At 70.2% G+C, this 16,389-nt stretch carries 12 protein-coding genes; 4 read left to right on the top strand and 8 right to left on the bottom strand.

Going from position 1 to position 16,389, the window contains the following annotated elements; all coding sequences use genetic code 11:
- Positions 1–149 precede the first annotated feature (149 nt).
- Positions 150–3,275, bottom strand: a complete 3,126-nt coding sequence (gene uvrA, locus IG54_RS0116960) for an excinuclease ABC subunit UvrA (RefSeq protein WP_037897284.1) — start codon at positions 3,273–3,275, stop codon at positions 150–152.
- 227 nt (positions 3,276–3,502) lie between these two features.
- On the opposite strand from uvrA, the gene IG54_RS0116955 reads away from it, so the two are divergent.
- Both IG54_RS0116955 and IG54_RS0116950 read left to right on the top strand, forming a co-directional pair.
- Entirely contained in the window at positions 3,503–4,195 is a 693-nt protein-coding gene (locus IG54_RS0116955; protein WP_030784118.1) for a maleylpyruvate isomerase family mycothiol-dependent enzyme, read from the top strand.
- A 10-nt stretch (positions 4,196–4,205) separates the two neighbouring features.
- Positions 4,206–4,862 (top strand): MBL fold metallo-hydrolase, encoded by a 657-nt coding sequence (locus tag IG54_RS0116950; protein ID WP_030784117.1) that lies wholly within the window; start codon positions 4,206–4,208, stop codon positions 4,860–4,862.
- A 33-nt stretch (positions 4,863–4,895) separates the two neighbouring features.
- Here IG54_RS0116950 and aroQ read toward each other — a convergent pair whose 3' ends face one another.
- Positions 4,896–5,369, bottom strand: coding sequence for a type II 3-dehydroquinate dehydratase (gene aroQ / locus IG54_RS0116945; RefSeq protein ID WP_030784114.1), 474 nt, complete (start codon positions 5,367–5,369; stop codon positions 4,896–4,898).
- A 79-nt stretch (positions 5,370–5,448) separates the two neighbouring features.
- Between aroQ and IG54_RS0116940 the strand changes: the two genes are divergently transcribed.
- Entirely contained in the window at positions 5,449–6,495 is a 1,047-nt protein-coding gene (locus tag IG54_RS0116940) for a S66 family peptidase (RefSeq protein ID WP_030784112.1), read from the top strand.
- A gap of 96 nt (positions 6,496–6,591) precedes the next feature.
- A complete protein-coding gene (locus tag IG54_RS0116935; RefSeq protein WP_030784110.1) occupies positions 6,592–7,854 on the top strand; it encodes an MFS transporter in 1,263 nt (420 codons plus the stop codon).
- Positions 7,855–7,866: 12 nt separating this feature from the next.
- On the opposite strand, the gene IG54_RS0116930 is transcribed toward IG54_RS0116935, so the two are convergent.
- The 6 genes from IG54_RS0116930 to IG54_RS0116905 form a co-directional block, all read right to left on the bottom strand.
- Entirely contained in the window at positions 7,867–8,967 is a 1,101-nt protein-coding gene (locus tag IG54_RS0116930; RefSeq protein WP_030784108.1) for a calcium:proton antiporter, read from the bottom strand.
- Between the two features lie 78 nt (positions 8,968–9,045).
- A complete protein-coding gene (locus IG54_RS0116925; protein ID WP_030784105.1) occupies positions 9,046–10,065 on the bottom strand; it encodes a TerC family protein in 1,020 nt (339 codons plus the stop codon).
- A gap of 233 nt (positions 10,066–10,298) precedes the next feature.
- The gene (locus IG54_RS0116920) at positions 10,299–12,230 is read right to left on the bottom strand and encodes a TerD family protein (protein WP_030784101.1); all 1,932 of its coding nucleotides are present in this window, start codon (positions 12,228–12,230) and stop codon (positions 10,299–10,301) included.
- 70 nt (positions 12,231–12,300) lie between these two features.
- Positions 12,301–12,879, bottom strand: coding sequence for a TerD family protein (locus tag IG54_RS0116915; protein ID WP_030784099.1), 579 nt, complete (start codon positions 12,877–12,879; stop codon positions 12,301–12,303).
- A 155-nt stretch (positions 12,880–13,034) separates the two neighbouring features.
- Positions 13,035–15,188, bottom strand: a complete 2,154-nt coding sequence (uvrB, locus tag IG54_RS0116910; RefSeq protein ID WP_030784097.1) for an excinuclease ABC subunit UvrB — start codon at positions 15,186–15,188, stop codon at positions 13,035–13,037.
- A gap of 62 nt (positions 15,189–15,250) precedes the next feature.
- On the bottom strand, positions 15,251–16,126 hold the full coding sequence (locus tag IG54_RS0116905) for an MHYT domain-containing protein (protein WP_030784094.1): 876 nt from the start codon (positions 16,124–16,126) through the stop codon (positions 15,251–15,253).
- Positions 16,127–16,389: the final 263 nt, after the last annotated feature.

Here is a 16,389-nt window from a genome sequence, read left to right as displayed (position 1 = left end):
CACCCGACAAGACGTCCCCGCAACACATCCCCGCCGCAGGATCCGCCTCCGGACCCGCGACCCGAGAACGCCCCGCCCCCCCTCGGTGGACTCCAGTGGAGCCCAGAGGGGGCGGGGCGCTACGGCCGGTACCGGGTGCCAGGCGCCGGTCAGGCCTTGCGGGCCCGCGTCGCCTTCTTGGCGGCGGCCTTCTTGGGCGCGGTCGTCTTCTTGGCGACGGCAGCCTTCTTCGTAGCCGACGACTTCGCAGCCGTCGCCTTCGTAGCCGTCGTCTTCGTAGCGGCAGCCTTTTTGGCGGCGGTGCCCGTCCGGGCCGTGGCCGTCTTCTTCGTGGCCGTGGCGCTCGCCGCGACCGCCCGCTTGGCGGCGGACTTCTTCGCCGGGGCCTTCTTGGCCGACCCGCGCCCCTGCGAGGGCGTCGCGTCGCTGATCCGGTCCGCCGAGATGATGTCCCGCAGGAACTTGCCGGTGTGGCTGGTCGCCACCCCCGCGACCGCCTCGGGCGTGCCCTCGGCGACGACGAGACCGCCGCCGTTACCGCCTTCGGGGCCCATGTCGACGACCCAGTCCGCGGTCTTGATGACGTCGAGGTTGTGCTCGATGACGATGACCGTGTTGCCCTTGTCGACCAGGCCGGACAGGACCGTGATCAGCTTGCTGATGTCCTCGAAGTGCAGGCCGGTGGTCGGCTCGTCGAGGACGTAGACGGTCCGGCCCGTGGAGCGCTTCTGTAGCTCGGAGGCCAGCTTCACGCGCTGGGCCTCGCCTCCGGAGAGGGTGGGCGCGGACTGGCCGAGGCGCACGTACCCGAGACCGACGTCGTTGAGCGTCCTCAGGTGGCGGGCGATGGCGGGCACGGCCTCGAAGAAGTCGAGCGCCTCCTCGATCGGCATGTCGAGGATCTCGGCGATGGACTTGCCCTTGTAGTGCACGTCCAGCGTCTCGCGGTTGTAGCGGGCGCCGTGGCAGACCTCGCACGGGACGTACACGTCCGGCAGGAAGTTCATCTCGATCTTGATGGTGCCGTCACCGGAGCAGTTCTCGCAGCGGCCGCCCTTGACGTTGAAGGAGAAGCGCCCGGGGAGGTAGCCCCGCACCTTCGCCTCCGTGGTCTCCGCGAAGAGCTTGCGGACGTGGTCGAAGACTCCGGTGTACGTCGCCGGGTTCGACCGCGGGGTGCGGCCGATGGGCGACTGGTCGACGTGCACGACCTTGTCGACGAGGTCGTCGCCGTCCACGCGCGTGTGGCGGCCCGGGACGGACCGGGCGCCGTTCAGCTCGCGGGCCAGGTGGGTGTAGAGGATGTCGTTGACCAGCGTCGACTTGCCGGATCCCGAGACGCCCGTGACGGCCGTGAGGACGCCGAGCGGGAAGGAGACGTCGATGTCCTGGAGGTTGTTCTCGCGGGCGCCGTGCACCGTGAGCTGCCGGGAGGGGTCGGCGGGGCGGCGCACGTCCGGGACCGGGATGGACCTCTTGCCCGAGAGGTACTGCCCGGTGATCGACTTGTCGTTGGCGAGCAGCTCCTTCATGGAGCCGCTGTGCACGACCTTGCCGCCGTGCTCGCCCGCGCCGGGGCCGATGTCGACGACCCAGTCGGCGACCTTGATGGTGTCCTCGTCGTGCTCGACGACGATGAGCGTGTTGCCCATGTCGCGCAGGCGTACGAGGGTTTCGATGAGGCGGTGGTTGTCGCGCTGGTGGAGGCCGATGGACGGCTCGTCCAGGACGTAGAGCACGCCGACGAGACCGGAGCCGATCTGGGTGGCCAGCCGGATGCGCTGGGCCTCGCCTCCGGAGAGGGTGCCCGCGGCGCGGTTCAGCGACAGGTAGTCCAGGCCGACGTCGACCAGGAAGCGCAGCCGTTCGTTGACCTCCTTGAGGACGCGCTCGGCGATCTTCTTGTCGCGGGCGCCCAGCCTCAGCTCCGCGAGGAAGTCCGCGCAGTCGCTGATGGACATCGCGGAGACCTCGGCGATGGACTTCCCCATGACCGTGACGGCCAGGACGATGGGCTTGAGGCGGGTGCCCTCGCAGGTGGGGCAGGGCACCTCGCGCATATAGCCCTCGAAGCGCTCGCGGCTGGCGTCGCTCTCGGCCTCGCTGTGACGGCGCTTGACGAAGGGGACGGCGCCTTCGAAGGCGGTGGTGTAGACCCGCTCCCGGCCGTACCTGTTCCTGTAGCGCACCTCGATCTGCGTCTTGTGGCCGTACAGGAGGGCCTTCTTGGCGCGCTGCGGCAGACCGGCCCAGGGCATGTCGGTGGAGAAGCCGAGGGCGTCGGCGAGTGCTCCGACGAGCCGGCCGAAGTACTCCTTGGTGTGCCCGTGCGACCAGGGGTGGATGGCGCCCTCGTCGAGCGACTTGTCCTCGTCCGGGATGATCAGCTCGGGGTCGACCTCCATGCGCGTACCGATACCCGTGCAGTCCGGGCAGGCGCCGAAGGGCGAGTTGAAGGAGAAGGAGCGGGGCTCAAGCTCCTCGAAGGACAGGTCGTCGTACGGGCAGTAGAGGTGCTCCGAGTACATGCGCTCGCGCTCGGGGTCGTCCTCGGGGAGGTCGACGAAGTCGAGCACGACCATGCCCGAGGAGAGGCCGAGGGCGGTCTCCACGGAGTCGGTCAGGCGGCGCTTGGCGGAGTCCTTCACGGTGAGGCGGTCGATGACCACCTCGATGGTGTGCTTCTCCTGCTTCTTGAGCGTGGGCGGCTCGGAGAGCTGGATCGTCTGCCCGTCGACCCGCGCGCGGGAGTACCCCTTGGTCTGGAGGTCGGCGAAGAGGTCGACGAACTCGCCCTTGCGCTCGCGCACCAGCGGGGACAGGACCTGGAAACGGCTGCCCTCGGGCAGCTCGAGGACCTTGTCGACGATGGCCTGCGGCGACTGCCGGGAGATGGGGCGGCCGCACTCGGGGCAGTGCGGCTTGCCGATGCGCGCGAAGAGCAGGCGCAGGTAGTCGTAGACCTCGGTGATGGTGCCGACCGTCGAGCGCGGGTTGCGCGAGGTCGACTTCTGGTCGATGGAGACCGCCGGGGAGAGGCCTTCGATGAAGTCGACGTCGGGCTTGTCCATCTGGCCGAGGAACTGCCGGGCGTACGAGGACAGCGACTCGACGTACCGCCGCTGGCCCTCGGCGAAGATCGTGTCGAACGCGAGCGAGGACTTGCCCGAGCCGGAGAGTCCGGTGAACACGATGAGGGAGTCACGCGGGAGGTCGAGCGAGACGTTCTTGAGATTGTGCTCGCGCGCGCCACGGACGATGAGACGGTCGGCCACGCCGGTCCGCACCTTTCTAGAGAGAAGTGACAGGGACGAAACCCCGTCTTTCACAGACTAGGGCGAGCCACTGACAACGCCGGGCTGCTTCCCTGGTTCACCTGTGGAACAAGCCCGCACCGTCAAGAATGCCCGATGCCACCCTCGACCATATAGCACGCACATTCGATTTACGGGGTGACCTGGACTCCTTCACCCGAACGTGTGACCCAGCTATCGTCGGGCGCATGATTGATCATGTGCGCGACCTCGCGTCTGTACGTGACGCGACCGACCGACTGCTCAGCGCGGTCATGAAACTGAACAACGATTCGATCGCCGAGCCGTCACGCCTGCCGGGCTGGACCCGCGGTCATGTCCTCGCCCACCTCGCGCGGAACGCGGACGCGCTGGTGAACGTGCTCGCCGGGCGGCCGATGTACGCCAGCGCCGAGGCCCGTGACGCGGACATCGAGCGGGACGCCCCGAGGCCGCCGGCCGCGCAGCTCGCCGACGTCCGGGAGAGCGCGGCCCGCTTCGAGGCGCAGGCCGCGGTGCCCGCCGACTGGTCCCGCACGATCACCATGCGCAACGGCGTCACCGACTCCGCGTCGCGGGTGCCCTTCCGCCGGTGGGTCGAGGTCGAGCTGCACCACGTCGACCTCGGCGTCGGGTACGAGCTGGAAGACCTGCCCCAGGAATTCGTCCGGCGGGAGATCGCGTTCCTGGCCGCACGCTTCTCGGGGAACGCGACGGTGCCGCCGACCCGGATCACCGACGGCACGCACGCGTGGAGCACCGGCCGCGAGGGTGCCCCCGACGACGCCACCATCACCGTGTCCGGCCCGGCCCCGGAGGTGGTCGGCTGGCTCTCCGGCCGCCGCGACGGCTCCGCGCTGACGGCCGAAGGAGGCCTCCTGCCGACCCTGCCCCCGCTATAGGCTGACGGCCATGACGTACAGCGGAGCGGTGAAGGTCGGCGGGGGCGCGGATGTGCACGAGCTGCCGGACCTCATGATTTCCAAGGTCGCGGTCGGGCCGATGAACAACAACGCGTATCTGCTGCGCTGCCGGGCCACCGGCGAGCAGCTCCTGATCGACGCGGCCAACGACGCCGGGACGCTGCTGACGCTGATCGGTGACGACGGCATCGCGTCCGTCGTCACCACGCACCAGCACGGCGACCACTGGCAGGCACTCGCCGAGGTCGTCTCGGCGACCCGCGCGCGGACGTACGCGGGCCGCGAGGACGCCGAGGGCATCCCCGTGCCGACGGACGTCCTCGTCGACGACGGCGACACGATCACGGTCGGCGGGGTCACCCTCACCGCCCGCCACCTCGTGGGCCACACCCCGGGCTCGATCGCGCTCGTCTACGACGACCCGCACGGCCATCCGCACGTGTTCACCGGCGACTGCCTCTTCCCCGGCGGCGTCGGCAACACCTGGAAGGACCCGAAGGCGTTCGCCAGCCTCATCGACGACGTCGAGACGAAGATCTTCGGGACGCTCCCCGACGAGACGTGGGTCTACCCCGGCCACGGCGACGACACGACGCTGGGCGCCGAGCGCCCGCACCTGCCGGAGTGGCGCGCCCGCGGCTGGTGAGCACGGGCGGCGCCGGCGGGCCGGGGGCAGGCGTCACGCCCTTGCGGCCACCAGCGCCGCCACCCGCTCCACCGCGAAGACGTACCCCTGGACGCCGCAGCCCGCGATGACGCCGTCGGCGCGCTGCGAGACGTAGCTGTGGTGCCGGAACGCCTCACGCTGGTGGATGTTGGAGATGTGGACCTCCACCACGGGCATCCCGTCACAGGTGTTGAGGGCGTCCAGGATCGCGACGGACGTGTGGGAGTAGGCGGCGGGGTTGATGACGATGCCCGCGTGGTGCTCGCGCGCCTCGTGGATCCAGTCGACCAACTCACCCTCGTGGTTGGTCTGCCGCAGGTCCACCGTCCCGCCGTGCGCCGCCGCCGCCTCGGCGCACAGGGCCTCGACGTCGGCGAGGGTGTCCGAGCCGTAGATCTCGGGCTGGCGCTGCCCGAGGAGGTTCAGGTTCGGGCCGTTCAGGATCATGATCGGAGCGGTGGCGAGGCCGCGGGCGCTGAGGGTCATGGAGGAGGTCTATCACGCCTCCCGCGCGCGGGAACTCCGGTGCGCTGTGTGTGAGTACGGCCCTACGCTGCGCTCCATGATGATCGAACCGCTGTACCCGCCCAAGCCCTCGCCCGGTGACCGCATCGCCGTGATCTCGCCGTCCAGCGGCCTGCCGGGGCTTTTCCCGCTCCCCTACGAGCTGGGCCTCGAACGGCTCCGCAAGGAGTTCGGCCTCGAACCCGTGGAGTATCCCTCGACGCGAAGAATGGGCTCGACGCCCCGGGAGCGTGCCGACGACATCCACGCGGCCTTCGCCGACCCGACCGTCAAGGCCGTCATCGCCAGCATCGGGGGCGACGACCAGATCACCGTACTGCCGCACCTGGACCGCGAGTTGATCCGCGCCCACCCGAAGCCGTTCTTCGGCTACAGCGACAACACCAACCTGCTGGCCTACCTCTGGCAGTGCGGCATCGTCGGCTACCACGGCGCTTCCGTGATGTGCGAGCTGGGCCGGCCCGGCGCGATGGCACCCCTGACGGAACGTTCGCTGCGCGCCGCGCTCTTCACGTCCGGGGCCTACGAGCTGCACCCCGCCGACCGCTACCGCGACGTGGACCTGCCCTGGGAGGACCCCGCGGCCTTCGCGGAGGAGCCGCCGACCGAGCCGGGCTCCGGTTGGCACTGGCACCGGCCTGAGCGGGTCGTGGAGGGCCGCTCCTGGGGCGGCGAGCTGGAGATCGTCTCGTGGCTCCTGATGGCGGACCGCGAGGTCGCGCGGGACCTGTCGGCGTACGAGGGCTGCGTACTGTTCCTGGAGACCTGCGAGGAACTCATCGGCGCCGAGCAGGTGTTCCGCATCCTGCGCAACATGGGTGAGCGCGGGATGCTGCACCGCTTCCCCGCCCTCCTGATGGGACGCGCCAAGGCCTGGTCGTTCGCCCGCCCCCAGGACGCCGAGAAGAAGGCCGCGCACGCACGTGAGCAGCGCGAAGCCGTACTGCGGGCGCTCGGCATGTACGCCCCGGACACGATGGCGGTCTTCGACGTGGACCTCGGGCACACCGACCCCCAGCTGGTGATCCCTTACGGAGGGAATGTGCGGGTCGACGGGCCGGGGCGGCGCATCACGGTGACGTACTGAGCGATCCGGTCACCTCTGTGCGCCCCCTGTAACCAGCCGTAACTACTCGTAACTGTGGGTAGTTGACGCGACATGCGCACCACCCGACCCCCCTCTATGCCACGGCTCGCGGCGGCCTCGCTGGCCGGAACCGCCATCGAGTTCTACGACTTCTTCATCTACGGGACGGCCGCGGCCCTGGTCCTCGGGCCGCTGTTCTTTCCCACGTTCTCGCCGCTGGCGGGAACTCTCGCGGCCTTCGCGACATTCGGAGTGGGCTTCGTGGCACGGCCCCTCGGGTCGATCGTCTTCGGGCACATCGGGGACCGGCGCGGGAGGCGGCCCGTCCTCCTCGGGTCGCTGCTCCTGACCGGCCTCGCCACGGTCGCCGTCGGCTGCGTACCGACGTACGACTCGATCGGGATCGCCGCTCCCCTGCTCCTCCTCGTGCTGCGCTTCGTGCAGGGTCTCGGGCTCGGCGGTGAGTGGGGCGGGGCCGTGCTGCTGACGGCGGAGCACGCGCCGGCCGAGCGGCGCGGGCTGTGGTCGAGCTTTCCCCAGATCGGGCCCCCGGTCGGGTTCCTGCTGGCCAACGGCATCATGCTGGCGCTCTCCGCGACGCTCACCGACGCGCAGTTCGCGGCCTGGGGGTGGCGCGTGCCGTTCTGGGCCGCGGGGGTGCTCGCGGCCGCCGGGCTCGCGCTGCGCTCCTCGCTCGCGGAGAGCCCCGACTTCCTGCGGGTGCGCGAGCACGCGCGCGTGCCGCTCGCCGAGGTGGTCCGCGACCACTGGCGCCTGGTGCTCCTGACGGCGGGCGCGCTCGCGGTCGGGTACGCCGTCTTCTACGCGGTGACGACCTGGTCCCTCGCCTACGGAGTGGAGCGGCTCGGGGTGAGCCGTACGGTCATGCTGGCCTGCGTCATGGCGGCCGTCGTGGTGAAGGGCGCCCTGACGCCGGTGGTGGCGGTGCTGGGCGACCGGTACGGGCGGCGGCCGCTGTGCCTGCTCGGCTGCTCCGCGACGGCGCTGTGGATGTTCCCGATGATCGCGCTGCTCTCGACCGGGCAGCCGCTGCTGATGTTCCTCGGCTTCCTGGTGGCGATGGTCGCGTTCATCACCATGTTCGCCGTGATCGCCGCGTATCTGCCCGAGCTGTACGAGCCGCGCGTGCGCTGCACGGGCGCCGCGGTCGGCTACAACCTCGGCGGGGTGCTCGGCGGCGCGCTCACGCCCATCGTGGCGACGGCGGTGGCGCAGGGGGAGGGGGCGCCGTGGGGCGTGGCCGCGTATCTGTCGGGCATCGCGCTGCTGAGCCTCGGCTGCTTCGCGCTGCTCCCGGAGACGCGGCCGGTGCGGGAGGTGGCGGCGGCCACAGGGTGATCCGAGGAGAGCCTACGGAGTGACCGCAAGCTCCAGGTACGCCGCGAACAGCACCAGGTGGACGCCGCCCTGGAGCGGGGTTGCCCGCCCCGGCACCACCGTGAGGGTGCCGACGATCACTGTGAGGGCGAGCAGCACCATGTGGGTCGCGCTCAGGCCGAGCACGAGCGGCCCGGCCAGCCAGACGGAGGCGACCGCGACGGCCGGGATGGTCAGGCCGATGCTGGCCATCGCCGAGCCGAGGGCGAGGTTCAGGCTGGTCTGCACGCGGTCGCGGCGGGTGGCGCGGACGGCCGCGATGGTCTCGGGGAGCAGCACGAGCAGTGCGATGATCACGCCGACCACGGCGTGCGGCATGCCGGCGCTCTCCACGCCCGACTCGATGGTCGGTGACACGCCTTTGGCCAGTCCGACCACGCCGACCAGGGCCAGCGCGAGGAGACCGAGGCTGGTCAGCGCCTGCCGGGAGGAAGGGCCTTCGGCATGGCTGTCGGCGTCGATGACCTGGCCCTGCTTGGTGAGGGGCAGGAAGTAGTCGCGGTGGCGCACGGTCTGCGTGGTGACGAACAGGCCGTACAGGATGAGCGAGGCGACGGCGGCGAAGGTGAGCTGGCTCGTGGAGAACTCCGGGCCCTGCTTGGTGGTGGTGAATGTCGGCAGGACCAGGCAGAGCGTGGCCAGGGTGGCGACGGTCGCGAGGGCGGCGCCGGTGCCCTCGGGGTTGAAGACGGCGACGCGGTGGCGCAGCGCGCCGACCAGGAGGCAGAGGCCCACGATGCCGTTGCAGGTGATCATCACGGCGGCGAAGACCGTGTCCCGGGCGAGTGTGGAGCTCTTGTCGCCGCCGTCGGCCATGAGGGTGACGATCAGCGCGACTTCGATGATCGTCACGGCGACCGCGAGGACGAGCGAACCGAAGGGCTCGCCGACGCGGTGGGCGATCACCTCGGCGTGGTGGACGGCGGCCAGCACCGCTCCGGCGAGGATCAGCGTCACCAGGGCGACGACCGCACCGGGCAGATCGCGGCCCCAAGTGAGGGCGAGGAGGACGACCGCGAGGAGCGGGACCACGGTCGTCCACTGCGTGCCGAGCGCCCGGAGCCGAGTGACCATGACTCGATGCTGCCCCGGGCGCTCGGGTGTCGCGACTCGGTGCCGCCTCCGGCGAGGGGGCGGCACCTGGTGAGACCGTCAGGCCTCGATGCTGTCCTTCTCGGTGCGGTCCTTCGAGGTCTCCCCTGCGGCTGCGGCCTCGGCCGCCGCCTTCTGCTCCTGCTTCTTGGAGGCGATGAGGCTGGTGATCGTGGTGATCACCAGGACGCCGCAGATGACGCCGAGCGAGACCGGGATGGAGATCTCGGGGACGTGCACCCCGTTCTCGTGGAGGGCGTGCAGGACGAGCTTCACGCCGATGAAGCCGAGGATCACGGACAGGCCGTAGCTGAGGTGGACGAGCTTCCTGAGCAGTCCGCCGATGAGGAAGTACAGCTGGCGCAGGCCCATCAGCGCGAAGGCGTTGGCGGTGAAGACGATGTACGGGTCCTGGGTGAGGCCGAAGATCGCCGGGATGGAGTCCATCGCGAAAAGCACGTCGGTGGTGCCGATGGCGAGCATGACGACCATGAGGGGCGTCATGATCTTCTTGCCGTTCTTCCGGATGAAGAGCTTCGTGCCCTCGTACCGGTCGGAGACGCCGAACTTCTTCTCGATGGACTTCAGGAGGCGGTTCTCCTCCCAGTCCTCTTCCTCGTCGTCGGCACGGGCTTCCTGGATGAGCTTCCACGCGGTGTAGATCAGGAACGCGCCGAAGATGTAGAAGACCCACGAGAAGTTGGCGATCACCGCGGCGCCGGCGGCGATGAAGATCGCGCGCAGGACCAGGGCTATCAGCACACCGAACAGCAGTACACGCTGCTGGAGGTGGGACGGCACCGAGAACTTCGCCATGATCAGGATGAAGACGAAGAGGTTGTCGACAGAGAGCGACTTCTCGGTGATGAAGCCCGCGAAGAACTCGCCGGACGCCTGGCTCTCACCCGCGACCAGCAGGCCGAGGCCGAAGAGGGCCGCGAGGACGATCCAGACGACCGTCCATGTTCCGGCTTCCTTGATCGACACGTCATGGGGCTTGCGCCCGATGAAGAAGTCGACCGCGATCAGGGCACACAGACCTAGAACGGTCGCTACCCACAGGGTCATTGAAACGTCCACTGCGCCTCCGGCTTCGTACGGCTACTGATCAGCGTCGTCGCTGCCGGAGGTCTCTTCCACCCGAGGCGTCACCGCCATGGATCGGGCCGACGCCCCGGGACCGATGGCGGTCCGTATTGACGGGTACGTCGCAGCCGGGAGTACTCCCCTCCGCTGTCACCAGAGTACGCGAAATACCAAGGATTGGTAAAGGGGATGGCAAACAAAAACCAAAAGGCCAGTTCAGTGGAGGGTTAACGACTGCCGGTGCGGCGGGCCTCGGCGACCCGGTCGAGGATCTGCCCCAGGATCCGGCTGCCCGGCGGGAAGGCCGGCGGGTCGTACGTCCAGGCATGCCCGACCCACGGGTCGGCGAGGTGGTCGTCGGGCACCGGGGCCAGTCGCAGGAGCCCGCGCCACAGAGGATCGAGCAACGGGCCGTACTCGGCGGCGTCCTCGCGGTCGGCGACCATCATGAGGTGGACGCCGACGGCCGGGCCCTCGTCGGCGAGGTAGCGCAGCTGGGTCACGGCGCGGTCGTCGAAGCCGTGCGGGAAGTCGTTGACGATCAGGAGCTGCTCGGCGGTGTCCAGGTCCGGGGGCAGCGCGTCGGCGGCGCCGCCGCGGATCGCCATCTGGACCAGGTCGACGCGCTGGGTGAGCTGGGCGAGGACCGCGGAGACACCGGCCGCGCCGGAGGCCGGGGGCCCGGCGAGGACACCGGCCGTGACGAGCGGGGCGAGGGCGGGTCCCGCGGAGCCCGCCGGGTCGATGACGTGCACCTGGAACTCGCCCGCCGGGTAGACCGCGAGCAGCCGGGCGGCGTGCGCGACGGCGGTGTCCATGGCGAGGCGGCGCACCTCGGTGGAGTCGGTGCGGTGGTTGGTGAGGGCCTTGCCGCTGTCGATCCACAGGCCGCGCTCCAGGGGCAGCCGTACGAGCATGGGGATCCGCAGCTCGGTGCGCTCGGGGAGGTGGAGGTCGCCGAGGCGCACGGCCATCGGGATCTCCATGGGCGCGCGATAGGCGTGCCAGACGGGGCTGCTCCATGCCGCGAAGGCCGGGGGCAGGGCGGGCTCGACGACGTCGGCCTCGGCGGTGAGCTGGGCGAGGTCGCGGTCGAGGGCCGCCCTGGCCTGGCCGACGAGGTCGGCGTGCTTGGCCCGGGCGCTTTCGCGGGCGGCGTCACCGGCGCCGCCGATGCGGCCGCGCGGGTCGTCGAGGACCTTGTCCAGCTCCTGCTCCATGCGGGAGTCGGCGAAGTCGACGGCGCTTCGGTAGGCCGCCGTGGTGCGGGCCAGGTCTTCGAACATGCCCCACACCTGGTTGTAGAGCCGCTCCTCCATGGACCAGCCGGTGGCGTCGCCCGCGACCGGCCGGGCGGGCTCTCCCGGCCCGGCCGGGGGCGCGGCGGGGGGCGGCGGCGGTGGCGCGGTGGTCTGGCGGCGCGGGTGGGTGTAGTCGACGGGTCCGCCGCCGCCCGGGGTCCCGGCCTGCGCGGCGGGGGCGTCGCCGCTCGGGGGCGCGGGAGGCGGCGCGGGGTGCCCTTGCGCGGGGCCCGCGGGGCCCTGAGTGGTGGTGCGCACGCGGGCGTCGTCGGCGGGGCGGGGCGGTGGCGCGGACACGGAGCGGGCCAGGCCGCCGGCGACCGCGTCGTTGACGGCGGCCGCTATCTCGCGGGCCTCGGACAGGCCCTGGTCGGTCAGCATCTCGGCGAGACCGCCCGCGTATCCCTGGCCGACGGCGCGGACCTTCCAGGCGCCCTGGCGGCGGTACAGCTCGACGGCGACGACCGCGGACTCGGCGTCGAGGCCGGTGATGGTGTAGCTGGCGATCTCGGCGCCGTCGAGCCCGGTGACCGCCACGAAGGGCGCGGCGAGCGTACGGAAGGCGGCCGGGCCCGCGCCGCCGACGGGCAGTGCGAGCAGGACACTGACCCGGTGGACGGTGTCCGGCAGGGCGCCGAGGTCCACGGCGAGGCGGTGGTCGGCCGCCGCCTGCTTGGAGACCTCCAGGCCCGGCAGGGAGGGCGAGCCCGGGTGGGCCACCCACTCCACACCACGGACCCTGCCCCGCTCGTCGCCGAGCGTGGCCCCCGCCACGATCGGCTTGCCGGCCGAGATCCGGATCTCCAGTCGGGTCCCGGGCAGCGGGTGGTTCTGCCCCCGCACCAGCTCGGCCGTCATCGCTTTCGTTCCCCCTTGTACGTACGGATGTGGCGCAGAGCCTGACGCAGGCTTCTTCTGAGGCAGGCTGCTACAGGTGCGGCAGGATCGACGGCATCAGGTCCTGGAAGGTGCGGCCGTTGGCGGGGCTGCCGATGGCCGTCATCTGCCAGCCGGCGCCCGCGCGGTGGACCTTGGCCATGATCTGGGCGGTGTACTGGCCGCCGCCGTCCAGGGTGTAGCGGGCGAGTTCCTGGCCGTTGGTCTCGTCGACCAGGCGGCAGAACGCGTTCTGCACCTCCTGGAAGGTCTGGCCGGTGAAGGAGTTCACCGTGAAGACGATCTGGTCGATGTGGACGGGGACGCGCTGGAGGTCGACGAGGATCGCCTCGTCGTCGCCGCCCTGGCCGACACCGCCGACCACGTTGTCGCCGGTGTGGCGCACCGAGCCGTCGTCGCTGACGAGGTGGCGGAAGAAGACGACGTCGACCGGCTGCTTGTCGGCGAACAGGACCGCCGAGGCGTCCAGGTCGACCTCGCGGGTGCGGCTGCCGAACAGGCCGCGCCGCGGGGCCGCCTGCCATCCGAGGCCCATACGCACCGCGGAAAGGGCGCCCCCGTCGTCCTTCTGTAGGCTGATGGCCTGACCCTTGGTCATGTTGACCGTCACGCGCTGTCCCCTCTCGAACTGCCTGGGCAACCGCCTCTTGCGGCTGCCCAGCACCCTATGCAGCGCGGCCCGTACCGCCGCACCGCGGGTCGCACATTGTGGCGGTCCTGCAACAGACCGGCCAGTACGCCATCTCCCCTGCCCCGGGCGTGCTCCTAGGCCTGGCCCGCCTCCCTCATCTGGCGCAGCTCCTTCTTCATCTCCGACACCTCGTCGCGCAGCCGCGCGGCGATTTCGAACTGGAGGTCGGCGGCGGCCGCGCGCATACGCGCGGTCATCTCCTCGATCTGCTCGGCCAGTTCGGCGGCGGGGCGGTCGGTCGGGGTGGTCGCGCCCTTCTTGCCCTTGGCCTTCGCGGAGGTGGCCGCCTTGCCCGCCTTGGCCGCGTCGCCGCCGAGTGCGGGCACGGGGGCCTTGGCGCCCTTGCCCGCCTTGGGCTTGCGGTAGTCGGAGCCGAGGAGCTGTTCGGTGTCGACCTCTTCGCGTGCGATCGCGGACACGATGTCGTTGATCTTCTTGCGGAGGGGCTGCGGGTCGATGCCCCTCTCCTTGTTGTACGCGATCTGCTTCTCCCGGCGGCGGTTGGTCTCGTCGATGGCCTTCTCCATCGCCGGGGTGATCTTGTCGGCGTACATGTGGACCTGACCGGAGACGTTGCGCGCGGCGCGGCCGATGGTCTGGATCAGGGACGTCCCCGAGCGCAGGAAGCCCTCCTTGTCGGCGTCGAGGATCGCCACCAGGGAGACCTCGGGCAGGTCGAGGCCCTCGCGCAGGAGGTTGATGCCGACCAGGACGTCGTACTCCCCGGCGCGCAGCTCGCGCAGCAGCTCGACGCGGCGCAGGGTGTCGACGTCGCTGTGCAGATAACGGACCTGGATGCCCAGTTCGAGGAAGTAGTCGGTAAGGTCCTCGGCCATCTTCTTGGTGAGCGTGGTCACCAGGACGCGCTCGTCCTTCTCGGTGCGCGTGCGGATCTCGTGCACCAGGTCGTCGATCTGCCCCTCGGTGGGCTTGACGACGACCTCGGGGTCCACGAGGCCGGTGGGGCGGATGATCTGCTCGACGAAGCCGTCGCCGCGCGACAGCTCGTACTTCCCCGGGGTCGCCGAGAGGTAGACCGTCTGGCCGATGCGGCCGAGGAACTCCTCCCACTTCAGGGGGCGGTTGTCCAGCGCGGACGGCAGGCGGAAGCCGTGGTCGACGAGGGTGCGCTTGCGGGAGGCGTCGCCCTCGTACATCGCGCCGATCTGCGGGACCGTGACGTGCGACTCGTCGAGGACGAGGAGGAAGTCCTCCGGGAAGTAGTCCAGGAGGGTGTTGGGGGCCGTGCCGGGGGCTCGGTCGTCGAAGTGCATGGAGTAGTTCTCCACGCCGGAGCAGGAGCCGATCTGGCGGAGCATCTCCAGGTCGTACGTGGTGCGCATGCGCAGGCGCTGGGCCTCCAGCATCTTGCCCTGCTTCTCCAGCTCGGCGAGGCGCTCGGTCAGCTCCTTCTCGATGCCGTTGACCGCCTTCTCCAGGCGCTCGGGGCCCGCTACGTAGTGGGACGCGGGGAAGACGTAGAGGTGGTCGTCGTCGCTGATGACCTCGCCGGTGAGCGGGTGGAGGGTGGAGAGCGCCTCGATCTCGTCGCCGAACATCTCGATGCGGACGGCCAGCTCCTCGTAGACCGGGAAGATCTCGATGGTGTCGCCGCGGACGCGGAAGGTGCCGCGGGTGAAGGCCAGGTCGTTGCGCGTGTACTGGATGTCGACGAAGCGGCGCAGCAGCTGGTCGCGGTCGATCTCGTCGCCGACCTTGAGCGGGACCATGCGGTCCACGTACTCCTGCGGGGTGCCGAGGCCGTAGATGCAGGAGACGGAGGCGACCACGACCACGTCGCGGCGGGTCAGCAGTGAGTTCGTCGCGGAGTGCCGCAGGCGCTCCACTTCCTCGTTGATCGAGGAGTCCTTCTCGATGTACGTGTCCGACTGCGGGACGTATGCCTCGGGCTGGTAGTAGTCGTAGTACGAGACGAAGTACTCCACCGCGTTGTTCGGCAGCAGCTCGCGGAACTCGTTCGCCAGCTGGGCGGCCAGCGTTTTGTTCGGCGCCATCACGAGGGTGGGGCGCTGGAGCTTCTCGATCATCCACGCGGTGGTGGCCGATTTGCCGGTGCCGGTCGCGCCGAGGAGGACGACATCCTTCTCACCTGCGAGGATGCGCCGCTCCAGCTCGGCGATGGCCGCCGGCTGGTCGCCGCTGGGCTGGTAGGGACTGACGACCTCGAAAGGTGCCACCGTGCGTTCGATCTTGGATACGGGCCGCATGGAATCCACCGTACGACCCAGCACTGACAACCGGGTGGGAGAAGCCGCTCAGCCGTGCTCCGTCAGCGGTTCTGCGGGGTGCGCGAGCCCGGCCGCGGCCGGGTCCCGCGGCGCGGCGCGGGGGCGTGGCGGTCGCCCGAGCGGGGGACGGGGTAGGGGCGGCGGGGGTGTCCGCCGCGCGGGGTGGCCCTGGTGTCCGCCTGGCGGCCGCCCACCAGGATCAGCGGGTCGAACATGACGATCACGCCCGCGAGGAGCAGGAAGGCGAGCGGTCCGATCATCATCGGTGCGAGGATCTCGGCGGGCGAGTCGCCGGGCGGGGCCGCGCCCGAGCCGTGCAGATGGACGCTGAGGGCCGCCATTCCGGTGTAGTGCATCCCGCTCACGGCCAGGCCCATGATGAGGCTCGCACCGAGGCTCCACAGGAAGCCCCTGACCTGTGCGGCCGCCCAGAGGGCGGTGGTGGCGGCGACCATGGCGATCACGACGGAGGCGGCGACGGTGAGCGTGTTGTACTCCAGCGTCCCGCGCAGACGCATACCGGCCATTCCCAGGTAGTGCATCGACGCCACGCCGAGGCCCGTGATCGTGCCGCCGGTGAACAGGGCGGTTCCGGTCGCGCCGCGGTACCCCACGATGAAGATCCCGATGCCGACCATGACGATGGCGACGGCGAGACTCGCGAAGGTCAGCGCCTTGTCGTAGTGGATGGGCGCCTCCTTGACGGTGAAGCCCATCATCGCCACGAAGTGCATGGTCCAGATCCCGGAGCCGATCGCGGCCGAGCCGAGGGCGAGCCAGCCGGGGCGCCAGGAGTGCGCGACGAGCAGCGATCTGGTCGTGCAGCGCAGCCCGAGTGCTCCCCCGAGGCAGGCCATGACGTAGGCCACCACCGGTGTGACGACTCCGTAGCTGAACCCGTCGACCGTGCCCTGCATGCGCGGTAGCCCTTCCGCCTGTTGTGCCTAAATGCCCCGTAACGTCCTATACACCCCCTACCGTCGGCCATCTGAAAGACCGTCGGCTGACGCAGAGAGTAAAGCTCACGCCGGGACGTCGACACGATTTTCCGGCAAAGAATCGCGTTACCCGCGCGCGGGGTCCTCGACTTTGGCGACTCCGTTCAACCTGTGGCCATCCTGCACCTGTTTCCCGTTGGCCGTGGACTGTCACTCTCGACCGGTCCGCGATCTCACGACGC

Source organism: Streptomyces sp. NRRL S-920 (assembly GCF_000717945.1).
GTDB classification, from domain to species: domain Bacteria; phylum Actinomycetota; class Actinomycetes; order Streptomycetales; family Streptomycetaceae; genus Streptomyces; species Streptomyces alboniger.
The sequence above is the reverse complement of the archived record's forward strand: the minus strand, read 5'-3'. Positions and strand labels throughout refer to the sequence as shown.

Coding starts and splice junctions, on each gene's coding strand:
- IG54_RS0116955 (WP_030784118.1), top strand. CDS start 3,503: ATGATTGATCATGTGCGCGACCTCGCGTCTGTACGTGACGCGACCGAC.
- IG54_RS0116950 (WP_030784117.1), top strand. CDS start 4,206: ATGACGTACAGCGGAGCGGTGAAGGTCGGCGGGGGCGCGGATGTGCAC.
- aroQ (WP_030784114.1), bottom strand. CDS start 5,369: ATGACCCTCAGCGCCCGCGGCCTCGCCACCGCTCCGATCATGATCCTG.
- IG54_RS0116940 (WP_030784112.1), top strand. CDS start 5,449: ATGATCGAACCGCTGTACCCGCCCAAGCCCTCGCCCGGTGACCGCATC.
- IG54_RS0116935 (WP_030784110.1), top strand. CDS start 6,592: ATGCCACGGCTCGCGGCGGCCTCGCTGGCCGGAACCGCCATCGAGTTC.
- IG54_RS0116930 (WP_030784108.1), bottom strand. CDS start 8,967: ATGGTCACTCGGCTCCGGGCGCTCGGCACGCAGTGGACGACCGTGGTC.
- IG54_RS0116920 (WP_030784101.1), bottom strand. CDS start 12,230: ATGACGGCCGAGCTGGTGCGGGGGCAGAACCACCCGCTGCCCGGGACC.
- uvrB (WP_030784097.1), bottom strand. CDS start 15,188: ATGCGGCCCGTATCCAAGATCGAACGCACGGTGGCACCTTTCGAGGTC.
- IG54_RS0116905 (WP_030784094.1), bottom strand. CDS start 16,126: ATGCAGGGCACGGTCGACGGGTTCAGCTACGGAGTCGTCACACCGGTG.